This window comes from Streptantibioticus ferralitis, assembly GCF_029223525.1.
GTDB lineage: Bacteria > Actinomycetota > Actinomycetes > Streptomycetales > Streptomycetaceae > Streptantibioticus_A > Streptantibioticus_A ferralitis.
Map to the genome: position 1 here is coordinate 14,583 of NZ_JARHTQ010000043.1, position 20,710 is coordinate 35,292.

Sequence of the window (20,710 nt, forward strand, 5' to 3'; positions counted from 1 at the left end):
TGAGCGGGGCCATCAGGCCCCGTCGCCAGGCAAGTTGTTCTCCAGCGCTTCGAGGCCTGTCAGCGCCTGGGCGCGCCTGCGCTCGAACTCTTCCGCGTCGAGCTGCTGGGCAGCGGCGCGCCCGGACTTCGTCCGCGAGCGGCGCCGTGCGGACTTCCCGCCGGGAGTCGAGTTGACGATGCTCTGCCGGATCTGGGCCATCGCGGCCTCGCCTGCGCGGACATGTTCGGGGTCAGGTTCACCGGTCACGGCGGTCGGCGGCTCATCGTCCGGGAGCGGTGGCACTGACGCACAGACCGGGCACGTCGCGGCGTCTCGTGTCGGGTGGTACCGGCAGGCCTCGCCCGCCACATGCTCCCCGGGACCGGCAGCGGCTCGCCGGTAGCGAGGCAGGTCCTCGATCCGGCTCTTGAGCGTGCCCATGTAGCTGTACTTGATCCCACCGGGGTTCTGGGTCAGGTGCTGTGCCAACTCCGGTCCCAGCGGCCAGCCCTGCTCAGCAGCAGCCTGGGCCAGCAGCGGAGCCATCTCGCGCACGCTCTTGCGGCCACAGGTCCACGGTGCCGACAGATCAGCGAGGAGTTCTGCGGCGGTCGCAACGCGAGCCGGGTCGATTTGCTGCTGCGCAGCGTCCTGCCCTTCCTCCTTCTGTGACGGCTGTGCCGCGTTGCGGTCAGTGAGGGGGTAGGGGGAGGAGGTTTCCACCTCCTCCTGGGGGGGTGTGGGGGGGGAAACGGGACCGCTTCCCGGAACGCCGTAAGCGGTCCGACCTGCGGGAATGCGCGGGCGACCGCTTCCCGGAACGCCGTATCCGGCGTTCCCGTATCCGGCGTTCCGGGAAGCGGTCCGACCTGCGGTTTTACCTTCGCTTGACGAATCGGCGGTGCCCGCTTCCGGTGTTCCGGGAAGCGGTCCGACCTGCGGTTTTGCATGCGGGAAATCCGGGTCGTCCTGCGGCTCCCACGGCTCCCGCGGAGAGACGAACTCCGGGTGGTAGGCCGGCTGGCGGTACACCAGGTACCGCACCGACCCGAACTTCCCCGGAGCAGCGCCCTCCTCCACGCGGTACACGAACTTCGCCGCGATGAGACGCTTCACCGACTGGTACACCGCGTCCCGGCCCACCAACTCGTTCGCGTTCTTCGCTGACCGGATCCCCTCAGCCTGTAGGCGCTCCCATAGGTCTTTCACGGTGACCGGCCGGTCCTCCTCCAGCATGAACAGCAGGTGCAGCAGCACCACGTAGTCCAGCGCGTGGACCAGGCCAGAGCCGTAGACCATGTGACGCAACACGGTCGTTGCGGGAGCGGGCTCCGTACCCCGGCCGAAGGTCGCCGTCCCGTCGATGTCCTGCTTTGAGGTCACTGCTGCACCTCCACGGGGTGAAGGTGCAGCAGCGTGACGGTGGGCATCGGGGCCGCGAGCGGCTGCTGATGGAGCAGGGGGATGCCGCCCCGGCGGGATCGGTTACTTGGCCAAGGCGCCGCCGAGGGAGCCAATCCCGTGAGCCGTCCATGCCGCTGTCGTTCGTACATGCGGCCGATGATTTCCGGCCTGAGTTGTGGACAGAGTTCGTCGCCCGCGCTCCATGGCTGTGTAAGGCCGACGGGGGATCGATAGGTTGGAAGGTTGCAAAACATCCGGCCAACGAGCAGCGCGGACTCTACATGCGGGGACGCCATTGGTACTCTCAAGCGTGTTGGGCGGACAGCCACCACGCCGCCGTTGGGCGGTGAAGCAGTATCCGCGGGATCACAGGTGAACGTTGTTGGGCGAACAACCTGGGCAGCCGTGGGGTGTGCGGTCAGCTTTTGCGGGACTCTCCGGGTGGTGCCGGGGGGTCCCGCAGCGTTTAGGGGCTCATGCAGCAGCCCCTTCCTTCTCGTCGGTGTGCTCCTGGAGCCGTTCGGCCATGTCGCGGGACTTCTCTGCCAACCGCTCGATCTTCATCTTCAGGATTTCTGCGGTGACCCTGCGAGACAGCTCGGGATCGTCGGCGTGCAGACGGATCAGCGCTCGCGCTATGTCGGTGGTCGACGCGTCGTGGAGCTTGCGCGCGGCCTTCAAGAGCGCGAACTCCCTTTTGGGCAGGTCCGCAGTGACCCGCACGGGTTTGAGTAGATCCCTGTCCGCGTTCGCAGCGACTGGCACGGGCTTCTTCTGCGCCATCTCACCTCACCATCCCTCTTGTTACTGAACCGAGGTACTGACCCTATCGCCGTAGAGGCGATCTTAGGAAGGACCGGAATCCGTGTCTCCTACGTTTCTTGAGCGTTCGTCAGCCTCCCACCTGCAGCGGACACCGCCGTGCCGAGTACGGTCCGTCGCGTCGCGGTGTCCGAGGCACGTGGTCAGATAGGTGCCAGCAGGACGGAACGGACGTCCGTCAACGTCCCGTGTGGCAGGCCGCACGCGGCTTTACTTCGCTGAGGGGGTGTGCAGTGACTGCACGACCGATCACGACGGTCACCTTGACCGCTGACGGCCGCGGTTGGGTTGACGACGCCGAGGTACCGGTGCCGCCCGGCAGCACCCTGGAGCAGGCCCGCGTAGCCGTGCTGCAGGTCGTCACCGGCATCGCGGAGTACGAACAACGGTCGGTGTGGGTGAGGGCCACAGGCCCCGACGGACGGTATGAGGTGGTCGTCCATCCCGACGGCCGAATCGACGACGCTCGAACCAGCCGTGAGATGACCGAGAACCCGGACGCCCAGCGAGCCCCCGAGGCCTACCGCGAGCAGATGGCGGCGATCGCAACCGCAGCCGCGACCGGCCAACACCCCATTGCGGCCCACCTCGCGCAGCAACTGCTCGACCAGGCCATGCAGGACTACAAGGAGGACGGGCACCCCTACGTCCTGCGCGTTCAGGAGCTGCGCGCACACACCCTGCTCGAAGGCGGGAACGCCGCCGAGGCCGTTGAGGCTTACCTCGCGGTCGCCCGCGGCTGGGCGCAGCGAGGCAGCGCCTCGTATTGGGGGGCGGCGCAGCGCGCATACGCCTGCTGGCACCGGATCAGTGAACCCGCACAAGCGATCTGGCTGGGTGACCAACTCGTCGGCGTCCTCCGGATCGGCGGCGAAGACGCCAGCGCCACACTCCGGCAGGTCCTGCGCCGCCTGGACGAACTGCGCACCGGCCTCGTCGGCTGACGTCGCACCCGGCACGTTCGCGCTTCGCATGGGTAACCCCCGGCTCCAGGTCAGTTGTTGGGCGGACACGGAGCCGGGGGCGTTCCCCGGAGACGGCCCCCGTGCGGTGGAAGGGGCCGACGGGTGGAGCGGGGAATCTGCGCAGTGATGACCGGATGGCGCAAGCTCCCCGCTTCCCGCAACTCCCGCCCGCAGTCGGCGCGCTGGATGCCGACAGGCGGGAGTGGTCACATCAGCCGAGCAACTCGGCCAGGGGCGTGTCGTCCTCCTCGTGGTGGAGGAAGCGTTCTCGCGCGGCGCTGTCGACCTTTCGCATGGTGGATCGGGCCGCGCCTAAGGCGCTGTACAAGCCGTCCAACACCGCGTCTCCTTCGTCGAGTTGGGCTGTGACGCCGCGCGAACTCGTTCGCCAGGAGCCGTCGAGGGCGTGCTTGACGGCCATGTCGTGCAGCACGGCGGCGAGGTCATCGAGCGCGGTGCGCACTGCCTTGACCTCGGCAGAGGTGTAGTGGGCGTCCGCGAGATACGGCCTGGTCATGACGTTCCTCGGTGGTGTGATGTCGTTGGGAGATGTTTTGCTCAGGTCCTCCAGCAAGGGGTTCCATTCGCGGCCACCGGTGGGCGGTCGTAGCCAGGCACGTTGCCGTTGACGGGGGTCGTCGCCGGGGAACCGGAGCGCCATCACCTCGCCCCATTGACCGAGCCGGCAGTCGTAGACGACGGCATAGAGCCGAAGCCATCCAGCAGCGTCGAACGCGCGGCACGTCGCGGTGCTCACCGGTCCCACCTGGTCGTGTTCGGCCGTCATCTTCAATCCAGCAGCTCAGGGGCAATTCAGGGCACTATCAGCCTGGTCGACGGGGCACTTTGGCGGAATGTCCTACCCCCGCCCCAGTACTGAACTTTCACTGAACTACGCGGCCTCACCTGGGCCTCTGCCCGGTTCGGGGCTCCCAGCAGATGCCAGACTGGCCCGCATGGCGACTTTGAATGGCGCGCCGGTCGAACTCGAAGACCTCAAGGCGCTGGCACTGGTCAATTACGGGCATTTCACTTCCATGCGCATCGATGACGGCCACGTACGCGGGCTGTCGCTCCACATGGACCGACTTGTTCGGGACTGCCGAGCGGTCTTCGATGTCGGTCTGGACCCGGATCGTGTCCTCCGATTCGCCCGGCAGGCCGTCGGCGGGAAGACCGGATCGTTCGTGGTGCGCGTCACGATCTTCGACCCGGCACTAGAGATGGGACACCCGGGATCCGACGCCGAGCCGCAGATCCTGGTGACCACCCGCCCGGCCGGGGCGATGCCGCCTCCCCCGATGCGGGTGCGCTCCTTCCCGTTCGCCCGCGACTCGGCAGCCATCAAGCACACCGGTCTGTTCTCCCAGTTGCGATTGCGGCGGCAGGCGCAGCGTGAAGGCTTCGACGATGCGCTGTTTGCCGATACTCACGGCGTGATCTCAGAGGGGGGCACCTGGAACGTCGCCTTCTATGACGGCACCGATGTCATCTGGCCCACGGCGGATGTCCTTCCCGGGGTGACGATGCATCTCCTCCAGCAGGCTCACGAGTCGGTAACCGCCCCGGTGACCCTGGACATGCTGCCCCGGATGCAGGCGGCGTTCGCCACCAACACCTCTATCGGAGTCCGACCTATCAGCGCCATCGACGGCCAGGCGCTCAACGCTGGCCACTACATCCTCACCGAACTCCAGCAGCAGTATCTGCAGATCCCCGGCGAGGAGCTCTAGCCCCGGCGGGCGGCGAAGACCGGCTCCGCAGACGACTAGGCTGACCTGTGGAATCCAGCGCTGGAGGAGACCACAAGTGGCCCTGGTAGTCCGGTGGACCGGTCGCGAGATCAAAGCGCTTCGCGAGGCGAAACGCATGACTCTCGTTGATTTTGCAGAACAAATGTGTGTCAGCCCACGAATGGTGTCGAAGTGGGAAGCAGGCGGCCAGAAGATCGAACCCCGCGCCGTCAATCAGCAGGCGCTTGACACCCTGCTCGCCTGCTCCCCCGCTGACGTGCAAGGCCGGTTCGCTGCGCTGACTACCCCGCCCCCAGTTGACATCCCCGGCCAGCGCCCCGATACCGATGCCGTGCCAGCAGAAGCGCAGCACGTGCGGCACCCCGCCGACGGGAAGATGACGGCCAAGATCCCTGCCGGGATCTACCTCAGCGGCACCGAGAACGAACCGCTGTGGGTCGAGGCCTACTACATCGATGTGTTCCCAACCACCAACGCCGACTACGCCCGATTCACGGCGGCAACAGGACACCCGGCACCCCGCCACTGGGAGAACGGTCGCTGCCCATCCAACCTCTACGACCATCCCGTGGTCTGGGTCATGCACGACGACGCAGCCGCCTACGCGGCCTGGGCCGGCAAGCAACTGCCGACCACGCAGCAATGGGAGAAGGCAGCCAGGGGCACCAACGGCGCCGTCTACCCGTGGGGAGACGGCGCAACGGTTGCCAAGGGAAACTTCCGCGAGTCCGGAATCCGTGCCACGACACCAGTCGGCCGCTACCACAGCGGCGTCAGCCCCTACGGCGTCTACGACCTGTGTGGCAACGCCTGGGAATGGTGCTCCACCGAAACCACGCCTGGCCGCTACGAACTCAAGGGGTCGGCATTTACCAGTCCCTTCTTCCGCTCCGCGCCATCCACGTTTAACGACGCCGACCGGCGCATGTACGACGACGACACCGGCTTCCGCTGCGTCGCCACCGTCGAGGACGTTGAGAAGCTGGTAGGGGAAGCCGCAGGGCGCTGACTGGGGCAGCCGAGATCGGCCCAACAGCCCGCAACATCAGGGGCACTGGGGGCCCCGGGGTGTTCCGGCGTCACCTGCTCCCGTACCGGGCGGTGTTGTCCAGGCGGGTGGTGAAGCCGCCCGCGCTGTCGCGGGTGAGCAGCAGCAGCGGCTCGGCGGAGGTGAGGTCAGGGGTGTCGGTGATGCCGCCGATCTTGCGGGTAGCGGTGACGGCGATGAGGTCGCCGACGGGGGCGAGGTCGCCCAGGTAGGCGGTGTTGCGCTGGCCGCGTTCGCCGTTGAGGAGGCATTTGGCGGCGCCGAGGACGCCGAGGGTCAGGCAGCCGCCGAGCAGGACGACGGTGGTGCCCTGGTCGAGGGTGAGGCGAGTGATGACGGTCAGATCCGCCAGCAACTCGCCCTCCGGTGCCCAGCTCGGGGCCAGACGGACGTCGCCGTGGCCGGGGAAGGTGATGGCGGCGTCCGGGGGCGGGGTGAAGCGACAGGGCAGGTGCGGGCCGAACTCGGCATAGACGGCGTTGCGGTGCGGGGCGCCGAGCACGATCAGGCAGTCGGGGTCGGCGTTGTAGTACTCGCCGGGGTAGAAGTCGCGGATGATCGCGGCGGGGAACGCCTGGGCGAGCCGGACGCGAACGTAGAACAGGGCGTCGAGGTCGGCGAAGCCGGCGTACCTGGCGTACAGCGGTTCCGCTGGCCGCTGCCGGTCGGCGCCCTTGGGGAGGGTGGAGCAGACCACGTGCACGTTGGCGGTGCCGGTGATGCCGAAGAACCGAACCGCCCCGTCGGTCGGGGCCAAGGTGGCAGGGGCGGGTGCGTCGTCGGCCGACAGGGGCCGTTCGGTCAGGTAGCTGCCGTCGGAGATGAGCAGGGCGAGGGTGTCCAGAGCTTGTCCAGCGTGGCGGCGCACGGTCTTGGCCGAGCAGACCAGCACCCGGGCGAGGGATTCCTGCCGTTCGGTGAGGGTGGGCCAGGAGTGCTCCGGCAGCAGGTTGAAGTCGGCGGCGGCGTAGTGGCGTTCGTGCGGGCTTAACGCGTCGATCGCTCGGCGCAGAGCCGCTACCAGGCGCGTTGTCTCGCTTGCCGCGTGGGACAGCGGCGGCTGGCGGGCCAGCAGCAGCGCGCGGAGCTGGTCGCTCAGAGCCGTCACGGCTCCGGGGTGGCCGAGGGCGGGGCCCTGGCGCAGCCGCAGCAGCTCGGTGCGTACGTCCTCGGGCGCGAGCCGGGGTGGGGGGATGGCCATATGTCCAAGCGTTGTCCACCGGGCGGGATCTGTCCGGGTTTTGGGGCGGCTGACGGGATGTCGTCCCGGTGGCGACGGCGGCGATGGTGGCAGTCCCTTCTCGCCTTGGAGGTACAGATGCCCGCCGCAGTCGTACCGGCTCCCAGTTGGGGGCCGCAGCCCCCGCCCCCTCCTCCGCCGCCTCCTCCGGCCCCGCCGGTCCCCCAGCCGCCTCCCCCTGGCGGCGGCTCCTGACCGCCGCCCCCGGTGCCGGACCCCTCGGTCCGGCGCCGGGACCCGTCGCACACGCTTCGCCAAAGGAGAGATGGACTGTGAACGTACGCCCGGCCGCCGCGCTGGTGCTCAACCCCGATGAGCTCGGCCCCGATCCGGTGCCGGGGATGGACCTGGCGGTGAAGCTGGGGATCGGGCAGCTGGAGATCCGCTCGGCCGAGGGCGCCAACGCGCTGATGCTGCCTGATGACCGGCTGAAGCACATCCGGGCCCTGGCCGACGAGCGTGGCCTTCAAGTGACGGCGCTGGCCTCGCCGTTGTGGAAGTGGTGCCGCCCCGAGGCTCGACCCGGGAGGGTGGACAGCTTCGCCTTCTCCACCCAGGTCCTGCCGGAGAAGCGGCTGGGGTGGGTGGAGCGGGCGATCAACGTCGCCGGGATCCTCGGCGCACCGATCGTGCGGGTCTTCTCCCACCTGCGGGTCGAGGAGGACCTGACGGAGCGGTTCGCCGGTGACCCGCTGCTGGCGAAGGCTCTGGAGGTGGCGAATCGGGCCGGGGTGCGGCTGCTGCTGGAGAACGAGCCAGTGTGCACCGTCGCGCACGCCGAACCGCTGCTGGAAGTCCTGGAGCGGTACCACGGGCAGGGACTTGGGCTGTGGCTGGATGTGGCGAACCTTCACGAGGTTGGCCAGGCCACACCCGAGGTGGTGCGGGCCCTGGCCCCGTACGTGGGATACGTGCATGTCAAGGACTACCGCCCCGTTGGGGGCGGGGGCCGGGCGTTCTGCCCGGCTGGGACGGGTGTTGTTCCGTACGGCGAGGTGCTGCCGCTGCTGCGCGCCGCGTGCCCTGTCCTGCCGTACGCGCTGGAGACCCACGTGCGCGTCACCCCAGCCGATGCGCTCGCCGCGGGGGCAGCCTTCCTGCGCTCGGCCGTGCCCGGGGGGCTGGCGTGAGGCGGGCGCTGCTGGTCGGAGCCGGGGAGGTCGGCGCCAAGCACGTGGCCGCCCTCGCGGGTGCCGACGCGCTGACCGTGGCCGGTATCGCCGATCCCTGCCCGCTCGCCGAACTGCCGCCGGGCATCCCGCTGTTCGCCTCATGGCGCTCGGCGCTGACCGCCCTGTGCCCGGACCTGGTGGTGGTGGCCGCCCCGCCCGGCACCGCGCTCACCGCTGCCCGGGACGCCGCCGCGGCCGGGGCCGCGGTACTGGTGGAGAAGCCCGCCACCACCGAACCCGCCGCCCTGGCACCGCAGCCGGGCGATGAGCGGATCTTCGTGGCCTTCCAGCCGCACTTCGCCCCCGGCCTGGACGAGTTGCTCACATGGCCCCCGGTCATCGAGCGGGCGGAGGTGGTACTGGCAGTGCGGCGTGATGCGGGCTACTTCCGCGACTGGCGTCGCACCTACGCCACCGCTGGCGGGGTGCTGCACCAGCAGGCCATTCACGGCCTGTCCTTGGCTCTGCGGTTGATGCCCGGCGACGCCCGGACCGTGGACGCCACGGTCGTCCACCGGCGGGGCTTGGCCGAGACCGAGGACCACGTCACTGCCGAGCTGCTGCTGACCGGCGGGCGGACGGTGCGCATCGACGCCCGCGTCGACCACCCCGGGCCGCCCCGCCACCACCTCGTGCTCCACCTCGCCGACGGGCGGCGGCTGCCGGTGCGCGGCCGGAACCTCGAAGCCGGACTCGGCGACCCCGGCGACGCCCCAACGCACGAGCGGCTGCGGCGCCGGATGTACGCGGCGGTGCTCGACGCCGTCGCCGAAGGCCCCATTCATCCTTGCCTGTTCCCGCTGTCGGCGCTGCGGCGCCCGCTGGAGGTGATCGACCGTGTCTACCGCGACGCACGCCGCATCCGGGCAGCGCACCCCGCTGCCGCATGAACTGGCCGTCGAGGTCGTCGAGCGCAAGGGCGTCGGCCATCCCGACACCCTCGCCGATGGCATCGCCGAGCTCGCCTCCATCCGCTACAGCCGGCACTGCCTGGACGTGGCGGGGGCGGTGCTGCACCACAACCTGGACAAGGTCGCCGTCCTGGGCGGCCGGGCCGCCTTCACCGACACCGACGGCGTCTACGACCGGCCGCTGCGCGTCATCTTCGGCGGCCGGATCTCCACATCGTTCGCCGGACGGCCGCTGCTGGTGCGGGAGATCCTTGAGCAGGCCGCCGTCGACCACCTGCGCGCCGCCCTGCCCGGGTTCGACCGGGTCCGGCTGGAGATCCGGCACCAGACCACCGACTCCAGCAAGTTTCCCCACTGGTTCGCCCCACGCTCGCTCGACGATCTTCCCGAGCGATCCCGGGCCTTCTCCAACGACACCGCCTACCTCGTCGGCTCCGCCCCGCGCACGGCCGCGGAGACCATGGTGCTGCTGGCTGAAGCCTGGTTCCGCCGCCAGGCGTGGGCGGGCAGCGACATCAAGGCCCTCGCCGTCCGAGACGGCAAGGACTGGACAGTGACAGTGTGCGTGCCCGCGCTCGCCGGGCACCTGGCCACCTCGGCCGCGTTCGACGACGTGGTCACCGCCTCCGCCCGCGAGCTGACCAGCGTGCTTGCCCACCGGCTGCCGGGCCGGGTTCAGATGGTGTGCAACACCCGGGGCAGCCGCACCGGCCCCATCTCCGCGCAGTACTTCACGCTGTCCGGATCCGCCGTCGACTACGGCGAGGACGGCCTGGTCGGGCGGGGCAACGCCCGCATCGGGGTGATCAACGGCGCCCATCTGGCGGGCAACGAGGCGACGTTCGGGAAGAACCCGGCCTACCACGTCGGCAAGGTCGGCGGCTGGCTCGCCGACATGGCAGCCCGCGCGGTCGCCGAAGAGTTTGGACCCTGCCGGGTCGGGTTGCTGTGGCGCAACGGCGCGGCGTACGACCAGCCCGCCTCCATCGAGATCACCACCGCGAACGAGGCGCCGACCGGTCAGGCCGAGGAGCTGGTGCGTGCCACCCTGGCCCGCACCGACTGGCTCGATGATCTGCTCAGCGGCCGGTACCTGCCCAAGGTCGAGGCGGTCGAGGATCTGCTGGCCGACCTCGACCAGGTGCCCAGATGACGGCGCACAGGATCGTCACCGGCCATATCTCGGCTGTCCTCGCCCTGCTGCCTGAAGAGCTGGACACCACGGCCGCCCGGACGGCTGGCCGGGCCCTGCCCGGCGGCTGGCACCTGGAGCCGTCCGGCACCGGCCTGGAGAGGGCGGCTGTCGAGATCACCGTCGGGGCGGCGGGCGTTAGCGCCGACGCGCACACGGTGCGCGTCCGGCTGCCCCGCACCGCCGCAAGTTCGGACACCCTGGCGTACGTCACCTACACCGCGCTGGAACGCGCCCGCCAGCAGCAGCGCAAGGCCACCGTCCACGCCACCGCCTTGCACGCGCCCGGCGGGCGGGCGGTGCTGCTGCTCGGCACTAAGGGCGCGGGCAAGACCAGTACCGCGCTCGCGCTCGCCGAGCGCGGCTGGGTCCACGCCGGGGACGACCTGGTGGTCCTCGAAGGCGACGAAGTCCAGGCGGTGACGGTGTGGCCGGGCAAGCCCACCGCCGCCATCCGGGACCCGCTCCGGCCGCTGGCCCCCAAGCCCCAGCGTGACCTTGAGCCCTTCGCCGCAGGCCCGGCCCGGCTGGTGTGGGTCGTGCGCATCGCCATCCATCCCAGCCTGGCCACGGCGTCGTTGACGCCCGCGAAGCCGCTGTCGGTGAACGAACGGCTGCGGCTGCACGAGAACCTGGGCCGCTACATCTCCGGCCTGCCCACCCCGCTGAGCGGTGAGGGCTCGGTGCCGTACGGGCCGGTGTGGCCACTGGACACGCCCGCCTTGGCTCGCTGGCGCAGCCACCTCATCACCGCGCTCGGCGGCTGCCGGTTCGACTACCTGTACGCCTCCAGCCCCGAGACGGCCGCTGACCTGCTGGCCAAGGAGGCTGATGCTCGATGAACCTCGCCGTGATCCTCCCCAGCCGCAACGAGCCGGCCACCATCTCCGCCGTCGCCGCCGCGGTGGGCTCCGCCCTGGACAGTGCACGGGCGGTCATCGTCCACGCCGACTCCTCCGACACCCCGGACACCGCCAAGCACTTCGCCGCCACAGTCACCCGCGCGGCGAAGCTCTCGCTGACTCATCTGGTGCGGGGCAAGGGCGCCCAGATCCTGGCGGCCGCCCGCCGCCCCGAGGTCGCCCGTGCCGAGGCAGTGCTGATCGCCGACACCGACACCCGCAACCCCGACCCGGCTGTCTACCGCGCGCTGCTGGACTCCGTACGGGCCGGGGCGGCCCTGGCGATCGCCGACTACCCGCGCCACTGGGACGAAGCCAACCTCACCAACCACCTCGCCCGGCCGCTGATCGCCGCGATCACCGGCCACGACGTGCCCCAGCCCCTGGCCGGAGACCTCGCCGTATCCCACGAGACCATGACCGCCGCCCTCCGGGCCGTCGAGACGCTGCCCACCGAGCTGCCGGGGTGCGTGGACGGCTACGGCATCGACGTCTTCCTGCTACTGACCGCCGCCCGCCTCGGCCCCGTGGCCTCCGTACGGCTGGAGAAGCCCAAGCTGCACGCCGGGTCCTTCCCCCACCTGCCGGCCATCTACCACCAAGCCGTCCCCGTGCTGCTGCACCTGACCGCCGCCTGGAGCCCGCCGCCCGCACCGCGCGGCCTCGGTCCGGCGCTCTACCGGGTCGCCGACCGCGAGCTTGACCCTGCCCGTCATCAGGCCATGCTGACTACGCTGTACGACCTCACCGGGCCCCCTGGCGGATACGATGAACGTTCCTGGCCGCTACCCGCCGCGGACGCCTGGCACGCCGTCAACTCCGGTACCCCGGCACCCGATGCGGCCCGCCAGCTGTGGCCGCACTACACCCGCCGCGTCCTCGACTGGCTCACCAGCGGACAGCACGCCACCACACGGCAGCGGGCCCAGGTGCTCGCCGCCGCACACGCCCACCTGCACACCGCCGTTCTCACCCCCGCAGGAGCCCCGTGATGACCGCCGCCTCCACCTCCGGATTCTCCGCCTTCGCCCTGGAACCCTTCCCTGAGCTCCATATGGGCGACGACCTGGGCGGCACCATCACCGACATCCTCACGAACACGGGCACCGAACTACAGGACGGCGACATCATCGTTGTCGCGAGCAAGCTGGTGTCCATCGCGGAGAAGCGCTACGTCGACCTGGCCAGCGTCACCCCCACCCCCGAGGCCGTGGAGATCTCGGCCCGCACCGGCAAGCCTGCCGAGGTGGTGCAGCTGATCCTCGACCACTCGATCTCACACTTCCTAGCCACCGAGCGGGGCCCCATCATCGCCCGGCACACCCTCGGCTACCAGCTGACTTCCGCAGGGATCGACCGCGCTGGGACCGAGGGCGCGTGGCTGCTGCCCGTGGACCCGGATGCCTCCGCCCGGGCGCTGCGCGACGCCCTGATCACCTACACCGGCGCGAACGTGGCCGTGGTCATCGCGGACTCCGACGGCCGTGCCGACCGGCGCGGGGCGACCGTCATCTCCATCGGCGCGGCAGGGGTAGCCCCGCTGCGGATCACAGAGCACGGTGGCAAGCGGCAGGAGGAGACCTTCACCGACCTGATCGCCGCCGCCGCCGGGATCATCCTGGGCCAGCGTGGACGCGGCGCCCCCGTCGCTGTGCTGCGCGGCATCAACTACACAGCCAGCGACGGGGGCGTGGGCGCGATGCTTCACCACCGGCCGTGACCTGGCTGATCACCGGGGGCGCGGACGGTGCGGGCCCGACCCCGTGCCCGGGAGGGGGTTCAACCGAGCACGGGGAGACAGAGAGTTAGCCGTTGTCGGGCGGTGCGGTGTCGGGCACCGTGACGGGCGCGGGCTGGTGGGCCTGTGGAGGCGGCTGCGGGCTGGTGACCAGCGCGGCGAGCATCCCCATCGTGACCGCGCTGCCCGCCGCCCACGCGGCTGATAACAGGACGCCGATCGGGTCACGGTCGGCCGCGTGCCGGGCACTCACTGCCGGGCCGCCACGTAGCCGCTTTCGCGGATCTCCACACGGCCGGACGGCTCCCACTCCTGGCGCGACCCGGCAACCGGCCGAAGGATCAACCGACCACCACGGATGTCCGTCACGACCCCCTGACAGCCGCGTTCCTCGTCGTGCACGAGGTCGCCGATCTGGGCCCGCGAGTTGCTCATCGTCCTGCCTCCCCGGACCCTGCGAGCTTGAGCACCTGCGCGAGATGCGGGCGTACGCGCTCGCCTGTGGGCAGCACATCGCAGGTGGGCGGCGTGTCCCAGCGGATGCCGTAGGAGGGCGGCAGGGCGATCCAGTCGGCACCGCCGCGCCGTACGGTGCACGGGCCGCCGCACAGACCGTAGGCGGTCTGTGGGGCGACGAGGACGGTTGCGGTGGTGTGATCGACCGTCAGGCACGGCGCCGGTACGTGGTAGTGGTCGAGGAGCACCATGAGCGCCATGCCGAGGGCACGGGGCATGACCACCGCGTCGAACGCGGTGCATGAGGTGATCAGCGCAGCGCCCGGCGCGGCTTCGAGCGCGGCCGGGATCTGGTCGGCCGTCAGCGGGACGGACGGCTGGGCGATGGGGTGAGCGCCGGGCGTGGGGCAGGCGGGTCCTTGACCGCAGGTACAGCCTGGGCCGCGTCGCCAGCGATGGCCGATCATCACTGGCCAGCCGAGGGCGTTGTATGCCTGGGCTGATGCGATGGGGTCACGTCCGTGCAATGCGCGGGTCATGTGCACACCCCCGCTAGTGATCACGTCATGGCTGTGAGTAGCGGTCATGGGGTGAGCGTCCCGCCGCATGAAGAAGGCGACCCACAGCCCGACTGTGGGTCGCCCAACTGGCATATGCCACACGGTGGTTAGCCGACGAGTTCCATGTTCCGCACCAGGCCGGACAGCGCGGCGGCCTGCGACGGTACACCCGTACGGGTCAGGTCCATCACCAAGGCTCGGGCCATGGGGTCGCCATAGACCTGATACGGGGCGCCTGCGCCGGCCTGCCGCAGCGCTGCGACCGCCGCCGCGCTACGCCCCATGCGGTGCCAGGAGCGGGCCTGGTCAATCCGGTAGTGCGTGATCCGCTCCCGAGAGGGGATGACCGCAACCGACTGCGGCGGGGCGTACTCCAGCCCCCTATCCGGCTGGTCTATCTCCACTCCGACCTCTGCCGCGTGCACGGCGACGTTCGCCACGCCGAATACAGTTTGTTGCGCAAGGTCGTGCCAGTCTTCGCCGAGCCGGTTCGCGTCGACACGGGCGGCGTCGATGTGGGCCCACGCATCATCCGGGCGTCCGGCGCGGGCCGAGGCGACCGCGCACCGCAGGATTAGCGCGCCGCGCAGCGAGATCGCCTCTCGGGCCCCGGTGGCCACGGCAGGGGCGAGATCCGACAGAGCGGCGTCAGCGACGGCCAGGACCTCGCGCAGCGACGCTTGGTGCAACAGCGCCCCGCACCGGTCCCATGCCACGCGGGCCTTGCTGATCGGATCGTCAAGCCGGGTTGCCGCACCGGCCGCTACCTCTGCCGCGACCCATGCGAGATCCGGATAGCCGAGCTGGTTCAACGTGACGCGGGCGGTACGGGCGGCGTCCACAAGCAGGTGAAGGGCGGGAATGGTCTCGGCCCCGCGGAGAAGGATCGCGGTATTGAGGTCCTCGATCATGCCCGGAAGCATCGACGCCACCTGTGGGAGAGCCGCGCCCTGCCGGGCACGGTTGGCGGCTTGCGACTGCTGCCGCATCCGGTCGACGGCCGCCACAGGAGCGGCCGGAACAAGCCCCGGGTGCCCGGACAGGATCAGCCCGGAACGGCGCAGGACGGCCCGCAGCGCGGGCACGTAAGAGTGCGCTGTCGGCCCGCTGTCGGCGGCCAGCCGGTAGGGAAGGCCAAGGAGATACGTCACGTCCACCGCGCATGTCTCGGCAATGGCCGCGATCAGGCTGTACCGGTCGAGAGTGAGGCGCCCGGCCTCTACGTCCTCCAGCCAGCGGGTAGATCGTCCTACGAGCCCGGCGAGTTCGGTTTGCGTCAGTCCAGCAGCGATACGGGCAACGCGGACGCGCGCACCGATGCCGCTGTCAGTGTGGTCGGGCATGATGTCCTTCGTCCTGGCGCTCGTTGAAGTCGAGTTGTACGGGACGGTACCCCTCACCCGCCGGGCCCGATACATGAACGCCCAGCCAGTGCCTGACGGAGACATTCGTGTACCCCGGCCTGACAGGCGAGGCTGCTGTCACGCTCGCCGAGCTGCACGGGCCGACGAGCGGATATCGCGGCCGTCGGCCGGAAGGGCACCTGCGTTCCCCCCTCCTGAACCAGCAATCCAAGACCGCATGCTGGGTTGGAGCCGTACGTACGAGACCGCCTCGCCGCGCTTAAGAACGTGGCCTGCCCCTCTTGCGAGCTGGCTGGAGCTGCTGACGCGCTCGGTTGGCGGCCTTGACCGCTGTGTCCTCGGCATCGGCCAGGAGCTCGGCGGCCTCCTCTGGTGCCTCTTCGAGTGCCTGCTTGACCTTTGCCGGGGCAAGGGCGAGGTGCGCCGCTTTGAGCTGTGAGAGGGCTGTGTGGAGGCTGGCCATGGCGGTGCCGGGCGCACCGTCGGCCTGGCGTTCTTGCTCACCGTTCCTCAGGGAGGCTTGGGCCTGGGCGGTCGCGAGTTCGTGGGCCCGAGCCGTCAGTTCCTCCTGCGTCAGCTCCTGCTCCTTCTTGCGGGGGAGCTTCTGCACGACGCCGGTGATGACCTTGACTGGCACCTTCTTGCCAGCGGCGTCCCGGATCGTCTCGACGACGGCCACCGAGACATCGGCCCCATAGTCCTGTGTGATCGTGTTCACCGCGGCAGCGGCCTTCTTGCTGATAGCGGGGTCTGCACGCGCAGACACTCCGTTCGAATTCCCTTCGAACGATCTGTCTGCACGCGCAGACACTCCGTTCGAATTCCCTTCGAACGATCTGTCTGCACGCGCAGAGACCAGCTCCCCAACCGCGTACGCGGTCATCTCCTCATACGCGGTGGCACGGGACTTCCTGAAGTTGTCCCAACAGAAGGCCTCGAAGCTGTCGTGTGTCTTGCGGTAGAGACGCCGGGCCTTGATGTTCGCCAGAGACTTGCCCATGACCCACCAGGCGTTCTCGAACTGCTCGATGCCGCGCATGCAGAGCTGGAGAAGGCTCTCCTCCTCTGCGGTGAGCGGGCCGATGGCCTCGGTCTCTTCCGGTTCCGGCAGATCAGCCAGCGTCAGGGCCGGCCGGGGTCGTCCCTGAGCCACCTTCACGGGTTCCAGCACGGCGGGAACGTTCTCTGGGCTGCTGCCCTGGCTGGGGACGTCGCTGGCCCCGGCGCCCTCTTCGAGGTCGTCATCATCGAGGTCGGCGATACCGGGACGGCTCACGGGATCAGCCCCCTGTCCTTCATCTCGGTGACCAACTCGTCCAGGTGCGAGCCCGCTCCCTTCACAGCGAACGGAATCGCCTGGGAGTACTGCTGGAGGAAGGGAACCGTGGTGGTGAAGACATTCCACCCACGCTTGGCGAACCATTTACGGGCGTCGGGCACCGCCTTGGAGTTGGACTGGGGCGGGCAGCGATTGAGCAGCACCCACGTTTCCGGTGGCTTTGAGTCCAGGCGCAGCGGGGCGACATCGTCGAGAACCTTCCGCATGGGGAGATCACGGATGCGGTAGAGGTCGGCTGTCGACGGAGACGAGTTGAGGATCGCGAGGTCTGCGCAGCGCAGCACCGACGAGGTGACGCCCACGTGGTCTTCGGCGTGGCCGCAGTCGATCATGCCAATGGTGTCGGGCGGGAGGGTCTTCGGGACGTTCATGTGGAAGGTCTCGGACGCTGCGCCCAGCACGGGGAAGGGGAACTTGGCCTTCGCGTCCCACCTCGTGAGCTGTTGGGAGTGGTCGGCGTCGTAGCCGATCATCGGGTAGCCGCGCTCGTGCATGGCGTGTGCCAGGAATGCGGCGTTGGTCGTCTTGCCCATGGTCCTGGGACTTACGTGCGCGATGAGCATGCCGCGAGCGTACCGAGACCCGGCTCTTTCGCTGTCTCCCCGGTCGGGCTTTCCTCGTCTCGGCTTGAACAGCGCTGGCGGCACCGCCGCTTGGACCTGGGCGTATCTCATCACGACGTTTCGGCAATGGGGGATCGGGCGCTTCCTTCGGCCGCGGGCGCTGGTGGCGCGGCGTCACAGTGTCTGGTCTGAGACAGCGGCCTCGCAGAACTACTCCGTCCAGAGCAAGTACAGCGCGATGGGAGTCGGGTCGGGCGCCTTCCCGGTGATGACCCAGCGGTAGTAGTCGTGTGCGCTGACCACGTTGACCGTGATCTCGCCGTCCAGGTCGTACGGCTCAGAGACCGCACGCAAGTTCCAGGCGAACCCGAGGGGGTTGACCTGGATGATGCGCCGGCCGTGGAGGTGGGGAACAGTGCGGGCTGGTAGCGGGGTTCGACCGCCGGGGGTGCCGGGGCCCGGCGCGAGTCGACGTAGGAGGGCGTTCGGGTCGCTGGCGGGGACGGCCGCCGTAAAGGGACGCTCTGCAGATGCTTCGTAGGGCAGGCGGTGTTCGACCCATACCTGGTCGAGGGGGACTCGGCGTGCGGGGGCGGAAGTGCCGGGGGTGATGTGGGTGCGCCAGTAGTCGAGTTCTGGCACGACGTTGACCCAGCGGCCGGTTTGGTCCTGGTGGGCGTCGCCGAGGATGCGCAGGTCGTGGAGGGCTCCTAGGCCGTCGATGACGGCGAGAGCAGGCTTGCCGTGGAGTTCCGGAGGCATGTGGCGTGCGGGCACGGGGACGGCGGGGGGCGGTACGGCGCGGTACCACTCGCCTCCCTCGATCTCCAGGTCCGGCAGTTCCTCCATGTCCGCAGTATCCCGTGGGGCGTGCTTGGGCGGCAGCGGGCGCGGGGCGTATCTGCGCCGACGATGGTGGGACGGCATGCAAACAGGCCCGCGTCGGTACGGGGGAGAACCGGCGCGGGCCTGTGGTCACTGTGTCACGTTGCGGGGCGAGCCTGGCTGTCTTGGGCGTTATGCGTGTCGGTAGTGCTCGTAGGTGTCGATGCCGTCGCGATAGGCGGCAGGACCTCTCCCACAGCGGGGATCACTGTTCGTTGGGCAGCGGGCAGGTGCTCATCGCGGCGTCGATCAGTGGTGCGAGGGTTTCCTGGCAGGCGGCGGACGCGTCGAACAGCGCGGACAGGGTGTGGTCGGGGACGGCCGAGGCCTTGGCGGCGTCGGCCAGTTCGGCGATCTGCCGGGTGGTGGCGAGGGCCTGGTCGAAGAGGGTGAGCACGCGGGCCTGGATCTGGCGCGGGGTGACCGGCTCGGGGTCGGTGCGAAAACTGCGCGGATCGAGGGTGGTGTCGATCTGTCCGGCCAACCTTGTGCCGAGGGCGTGCACGTCGCCGGTGGTTTCGGGCTCCGGCGGGCGAGGCCTGCGCAAGGGGATACGGATCACGGTGGATTCCTCCGGTGGTGCGAAGGGGGTGGGGAGGGGGTGGGGAGGGGCCGGAGCACGGGGTGTTGGGCAGACATGCGGTCGTCTCCCGTGCTCCGGCGGTCGGTGGGGTTCAGGTCAGCGTGTGGAGGCAAGCCAGAGCTCGAACCGGTGTTGTTTCCAGGTGAAACGCGCGCTGAGGTAGCGACGGCCGCCGGGGCGCTGTCGGACGGCGAGGGTGCCGCCGCACAGCCGGTGCGTCTGGCGCAGGATGCTGACGGCGGAGTCGCCGCGGTCACCGAACTGTCCGCGGACGAGGCCGTCTTCGATCTCCCAGCGGGCCATGGGCGGCAGTTGAGCGCCGTAGGTGTCGAGGAGGTCTGTGAGGGCGCGGACGGCGGCGATGGTGCGGGCGATGTCCTGATCAGCGTGCGGGCTGCAGGTGGTGTCCATGGCGGTCACCGCGTCGTGGTGGGCTGGCTGAGGTCGCACAGCCGTAGCCACAGCTTCCGGGCTGCGGCGTCGGCGAAGTGGTGCCATGCCTCGGCGCGACCTGCCCAATCGTCGAAGGAGCGGCCGCCGCCGATGCCGCCGTCGGCGGGTGTCCGTTCGGCTGCGGCTGCTTTCTCGTAGGCCTCGGCCAGTGCGGGGACGACAGTGGCTGGGGAGGGCACGAAGTCGGTGACGGAGACGGCCGCTTGGCGGGGTGTTTGCCCGGCGTGGAGGGCGAGGAGGGAGGAGGCGGTTCCGTAGGCGTAGGCGTAGGCCGCACGGTTCCACACGCGGCTCAGGCTCATCGCGAGACCGTGATGGGAGAAGGCGACCTCGGCCAGCGTGCCGGCGTAGGGATGGTGCGGCGCGCCGCCCTGCAGCACGATGGCGGAGAACAGCGTGTGGTGGTCGGCGTTGATGTGGATGGCGTCGGTCTCGGAGCGCAGCGCGGTGGCCGTGCGCAGTGCGGTGCGGAAGGCGCTGCGAGAGCGGATGGTCGCCGCTTTGAGGGATTCGATGCTGCCTGCGAGTTCGGCAGGCCAGCGGGGGGTGTCGGACATGAGCATTGCTCCCTGGTGTTGGGCAGGGTGTGCGGGTGGATCGGTCAGCTCGGCGGGCGTCCGGTGGTGAGTCGGGCGTGGTGTTCCCGGTCGAGCCGTTTGAGGGTCAGCCGCTCTTGGCGGTGAGCGTGGAGACGGTCGAGCCGCTGATGCCGAGGAGAGTGCCTGCGTCCCGGACGGACATGTTGCGGTCGACCATGATGCGCGCGAGCGGCCCGGCGGCCGTGCGCGCCTCCTCGGCCAGACGGTCAGCGGCATCGCGCAGTTCGCGGGCCTTGGTGACCCGCGCGTCCAGGTCGGGGTCGCCGAGAGAGCGGGTGACCTCCAGCCGCAGAGCCTCGACTGCGAGCCCCTGCGACTGGGCGATGGCATCGGCCACGTGCCGCTCCAACTGACTGAGCGAGCGGTTGACGGCGTTGACCTGCGGCAACTCGTCAACCTTTGCGCTCCACCTGCCCGTCGGCCCGAAGACCAGACGGACATGGAAGGTGGTGTTGGATGCGGCGGTCATGGGATCAGGCGGTCCTCTCGATGAGTACCCCGGCGACGCGGGCGACTTCGAGCAAGTCGTCGTCCTCGGTGCCGGGGGCGGCGGTGAGGCGGCGGACCCGGTCGGACAAGGCGGGCAGAACGTCGGCAGCGGCGGTCAGCACCGAGATGTCGTCGGGGGCGGTGGCCAACTCCGCGAGGATCATCGCGCAGTCCTTGGCCTGTTGGGGCTCGATTCCGGCCTCAGGGGTGATGGTGGACAATGGGGCACCTCTTTGTTGAGGGCGGGGCGCGGCGATCGTTGGGAAGCGGGAGCCGCGCCCTGCGTGGT

The 20,710-nt window shown here is 69.7% G+C and carries 24 protein-coding genes; 9 read left to right on the top strand and 15 right to left on the bottom strand.

Annotated features, from left to right (window positions below):
* Positions 1–12 precede the first annotated feature (12 nt).
* Together P2L57_RS35915 and P2L57_RS35920 are read right to left on the bottom strand one after the other, a co-directional pair.
* A complete protein-coding gene (locus P2L57_RS35915) occupies positions 13–1,365 on the bottom strand; it encodes a hypothetical protein (RefSeq protein ID WP_275821993.1) in 1,353 nt (450 codons plus the stop codon).
* A 495-nt stretch (positions 1,366–1,860) separates the two neighbouring features.
* Positions 1,861–2,169 carry a hypothetical protein gene (locus P2L57_RS35920; RefSeq protein WP_275821995.1) on the bottom strand — a complete coding sequence of 103 codons (309 nt, stop codon included), beginning with the start codon at positions 2,167–2,169 and terminating at the stop codon, positions 1,861–1,863.
* 272 nt (positions 2,170–2,441) lie between these two features.
* Between P2L57_RS35920 and P2L57_RS35925 the strand changes: the two genes are divergently transcribed.
* Positions 2,442–3,152, top strand: coding sequence for a hypothetical protein (locus P2L57_RS35925; RefSeq protein WP_275821997.1), 711 nt, complete (start codon positions 2,442–2,444; stop codon positions 3,150–3,152).
* A gap of 232 nt (positions 3,153–3,384) precedes the next feature.
* On the opposite strand, the gene P2L57_RS35930 is transcribed toward P2L57_RS35925, so the two are convergent.
* A complete protein-coding gene (locus P2L57_RS35930; protein WP_275821999.1) occupies positions 3,385–3,930 on the bottom strand; it encodes a hypothetical protein in 546 nt (181 codons plus the stop codon).
* 199 nt (positions 3,931–4,129) lie between these two features.
* Here P2L57_RS35930 and P2L57_RS35935 point away from each other — a divergent pair, with 199 nt between their 5' ends.
* Both P2L57_RS35935 and P2L57_RS35940 read left to right on the top strand, forming a co-directional pair.
* Entirely contained in the window at positions 4,130–4,906 is a 777-nt protein-coding gene (locus P2L57_RS35935) for an aminotransferase class IV family protein (RefSeq protein ID WP_275822000.1), read from the top strand.
* Between the two features lie 76 nt (positions 4,907–4,982).
* Positions 4,983–5,936, top strand: coding sequence for an SUMF1/EgtB/PvdO family nonheme iron enzyme (locus P2L57_RS35940; RefSeq protein WP_275822002.1), 954 nt, complete (start codon positions 4,983–4,985; stop codon positions 5,934–5,936).
* A 70-nt stretch (positions 5,937–6,006) separates the two neighbouring features.
* Here the strand turns inward: P2L57_RS35940 and P2L57_RS35945 are convergent, their stop codons facing one another.
* Positions 6,007–7,176, bottom strand: coding sequence for a hypothetical protein (locus P2L57_RS35945; RefSeq protein WP_275822003.1), 1,170 nt, complete (start codon positions 7,174–7,176; stop codon positions 6,007–6,009).
* Positions 7,177–7,487: 311 nt separating this feature from the next.
* Here P2L57_RS35945 and P2L57_RS35950 point away from each other — a divergent pair, with 311 nt between their 5' ends.
* From P2L57_RS35950 to P2L57_RS35975, 6 genes are read left to right on the top strand one after another with little or no spacing between them, the layout of a single operon-like run.
* Positions 7,488–8,345, top strand: a complete 858-nt coding sequence (locus tag P2L57_RS35950) for a sugar phosphate isomerase/epimerase family protein (RefSeq protein ID WP_275822005.1) — start codon at positions 7,488–7,490, stop codon at positions 8,343–8,345.
* On the top strand, positions 8,342–9,277 hold the full coding sequence (locus P2L57_RS35955) for a Gfo/Idh/MocA family protein (RefSeq protein ID WP_275822007.1): 936 nt from the start codon (positions 8,342–8,344) through the stop codon (positions 9,275–9,277). Before P2L57_RS35950 ends, P2L57_RS35955 begins: the two co-directional genes overlap by 4 nt.
* The gene (locus P2L57_RS35960; RefSeq protein WP_275822009.1) at positions 9,225–10,451 is read left to right on the top strand and encodes a methionine adenosyltransferase; all 1,227 of its coding nucleotides are present in this window, start codon (positions 9,225–9,227) and stop codon (positions 10,449–10,451) included. Before P2L57_RS35955 ends, P2L57_RS35960 begins: the two co-directional genes overlap by 53 nt.
* Positions 10,448–11,332, top strand: coding sequence for a phosphoenolpyruvate carboxykinase (ATP) (locus P2L57_RS35965; protein WP_275822012.1), 885 nt, complete (start codon positions 10,448–10,450; stop codon positions 11,330–11,332). The genes P2L57_RS35960 and P2L57_RS35965 overlap by 4 nt, the downstream gene beginning before the upstream one ends.
* Complete coding sequence (locus P2L57_RS35970; RefSeq protein ID WP_275822014.1) at positions 11,329–12,384, top strand: glycosyltransferase family protein; 1,056 nt, start codon at positions 11,329–11,331, stop codon at positions 12,382–12,384. Before P2L57_RS35965 ends, P2L57_RS35970 begins: the two co-directional genes overlap by 4 nt.
* Positions 12,384–13,112 (top strand): coenzyme F420-0:L-glutamate ligase, encoded by a 729-nt coding sequence (locus tag P2L57_RS35975; RefSeq protein WP_275822016.1) that lies wholly within the window; start codon positions 12,384–12,386, stop codon positions 13,110–13,112. Before P2L57_RS35970 ends, P2L57_RS35975 begins: the two co-directional genes overlap by 1 nt.
* 267 nt (positions 13,113–13,379) lie before the next feature.
* Here the strand turns inward: P2L57_RS35975 and P2L57_RS35980 are convergent, their stop codons facing one another.
* The 11 genes from P2L57_RS35980 to P2L57_RS36030 all read right to left on the bottom strand — a co-directional run bounded on the left by P2L57_RS35980 (position 13,380) and on the right by P2L57_RS36030 (position 20,642).
* Positions 13,380–13,565, bottom strand: coding sequence for a hypothetical protein (locus P2L57_RS35980; RefSeq protein WP_275822018.1), 186 nt, complete (start codon positions 13,563–13,565; stop codon positions 13,380–13,382).
* Positions 13,562–14,173 carry a hypothetical protein gene (locus P2L57_RS35985; RefSeq protein ID WP_275822020.1) on the bottom strand — a complete coding sequence of 204 codons (612 nt, stop codon included), beginning with the start codon at positions 14,171–14,173 and terminating at the stop codon, positions 13,562–13,564. The genes P2L57_RS35980 and P2L57_RS35985 overlap by 4 nt, the downstream gene beginning before the upstream one ends.
* 80 nt (positions 14,174–14,253) lie before the next feature.
* Positions 14,254–15,489, bottom strand: coding sequence for a helix-turn-helix domain-containing protein (locus tag P2L57_RS35990; protein WP_275822023.1), 1,236 nt, complete (start codon positions 15,487–15,489; stop codon positions 14,254–14,256).
* 280 nt (positions 15,490–15,769) lie between these two features.
* Positions 15,770–16,786, bottom strand: a complete 1,017-nt coding sequence (locus tag P2L57_RS35995) for a hypothetical protein (protein WP_275822025.1) — start codon at positions 16,784–16,786, stop codon at positions 15,770–15,772.
* Positions 16,783–17,412: a ParA family partition ATPase gene (locus P2L57_RS36000; protein ID WP_275822027.1), complete on the bottom strand. Its 630-nt coding sequence runs from the start codon at positions 17,410–17,412 to the stop codon at positions 16,783–16,785. Before P2L57_RS36000 ends, P2L57_RS35995 begins: the two co-directional genes overlap by 4 nt.
* A 210-nt stretch (positions 17,413–17,622) precedes the next feature.
* Positions 17,623–18,261 (bottom strand): hypothetical protein, encoded by a 639-nt coding sequence (locus P2L57_RS36005; RefSeq protein ID WP_275822029.1) that lies wholly within the window; start codon positions 18,259–18,261, stop codon positions 17,623–17,625.
* A gap of 241 nt (positions 18,262–18,502) precedes the next feature.
* Positions 18,503–18,859: a hypothetical protein gene (locus P2L57_RS36010; RefSeq protein WP_275822031.1), complete on the bottom strand. Its 357-nt coding sequence runs from the start codon at positions 18,857–18,859 to the stop codon at positions 18,503–18,505.
* 117 nt (positions 18,860–18,976) lie between these two features.
* Positions 18,977–19,300, bottom strand: a complete 324-nt coding sequence (locus tag P2L57_RS36015) for a hypothetical protein (protein WP_275822033.1) — start codon at positions 19,298–19,300, stop codon at positions 18,977–18,979.
* Positions 19,297–19,890 carry a hypothetical protein gene (locus P2L57_RS36020; protein ID WP_275822035.1) on the bottom strand — a complete coding sequence of 198 codons (594 nt, stop codon included), beginning with the start codon at positions 19,888–19,890 and terminating at the stop codon, positions 19,297–19,299. Before P2L57_RS36020 ends, P2L57_RS36015 begins: the two co-directional genes overlap by 4 nt.
* Positions 19,891–19,996: 106 nt before the next feature.
* On the bottom strand, positions 19,997–20,401 hold the full coding sequence (locus P2L57_RS36025) for a hypothetical protein (RefSeq protein WP_275822037.1): 405 nt from the start codon (positions 20,399–20,401) through the stop codon (positions 19,997–19,999).
* A gap of 4 nt (positions 20,402–20,405) precedes the next feature.
* Entirely contained in the window at positions 20,406–20,642 is a 237-nt protein-coding gene (locus tag P2L57_RS36030; protein ID WP_275822039.1) for a hypothetical protein, read from the bottom strand.
* Positions 20,643–20,710 lie beyond the last annotated feature (68 nt).

What these genes read in the sequence shown, in the direction of transcription:
- P2L57_RS35935 (WP_275822000.1), top strand. Translation starts at nt 4,130, where the DNA reads ATGGCGACTTTGAATGGCGCGCCGGTCGAACTCGAAGACCTCAAGGCG.
- P2L57_RS35985 (WP_275822020.1), bottom strand. Translation starts at nt 14,173, where the DNA reads ATGACCGCTACTCACAGCCATGACGTGATCACTAGCGGGGGTGTGCAC.
- P2L57_RS36020 (WP_275822035.1), bottom strand. Translation starts at nt 19,890, where the DNA reads ATGTCCGACACCCCCCGCTGGCCTGCCGAACTCGCAGGCAGCATCGAA.
- P2L57_RS36000 (WP_275822027.1), bottom strand. Translation starts at nt 17,412, where the DNA reads ATGCTCATCGCGCACGTAAGTCCCAGGACCATGGGCAAGACGACCAAC.
- P2L57_RS35945 (WP_275822003.1), bottom strand. Translation starts at nt 7,176, where the DNA reads ATGGCCATCCCCCCACCCCGGCTCGCGCCCGAGGACGTACGCACCGAG.
- P2L57_RS36025 (WP_275822037.1), bottom strand. Translation starts at nt 20,401, where the DNA reads ATGACCGCCGCATCCAACACCACCTTCCATGTCCGTCTGGTCTTCGGG.
- P2L57_RS35970 (WP_275822014.1), top strand. Translation starts at nt 11,329, where the DNA reads ATGAACCTCGCCGTGATCCTCCCCAGCCGCAACGAGCCGGCCACCATC.
- P2L57_RS36005 (WP_275822029.1), bottom strand. Translation starts at nt 18,261, where the DNA reads ATGGAGGAACTGCCGGACCTGGAGATCGAGGGAGGCGAGTGGTACCGC.
- P2L57_RS35965 (WP_275822012.1), top strand. Translation starts at nt 10,448, where the DNA reads ATGACGGCGCACAGGATCGTCACCGGCCATATCTCGGCTGTCCTCGCC.
- P2L57_RS35920 (WP_275821995.1), bottom strand. Translation starts at nt 2,169, where the DNA reads ATGGCGCAGAAGAAGCCCGTGCCAGTCGCTGCGAACGCGGACAGGGAT.
- P2L57_RS35975 (WP_275822016.1), top strand. Translation starts at nt 12,384, where the DNA reads ATGACCGCCGCCTCCACCTCCGGATTCTCCGCCTTCGCCCTGGAACCC.
- P2L57_RS35990 (WP_275822023.1), bottom strand. Translation starts at nt 15,489, where the DNA reads ATGCCCGACCACACTGACAGCGGCATCGGTGCGCGCGTCCGCGTTGCC.
- P2L57_RS35980 (WP_275822018.1), bottom strand. Translation starts at nt 13,565, where the DNA reads ATGAGCAACTCGCGGGCCCAGATCGGCGACCTCGTGCACGACGAGGAA.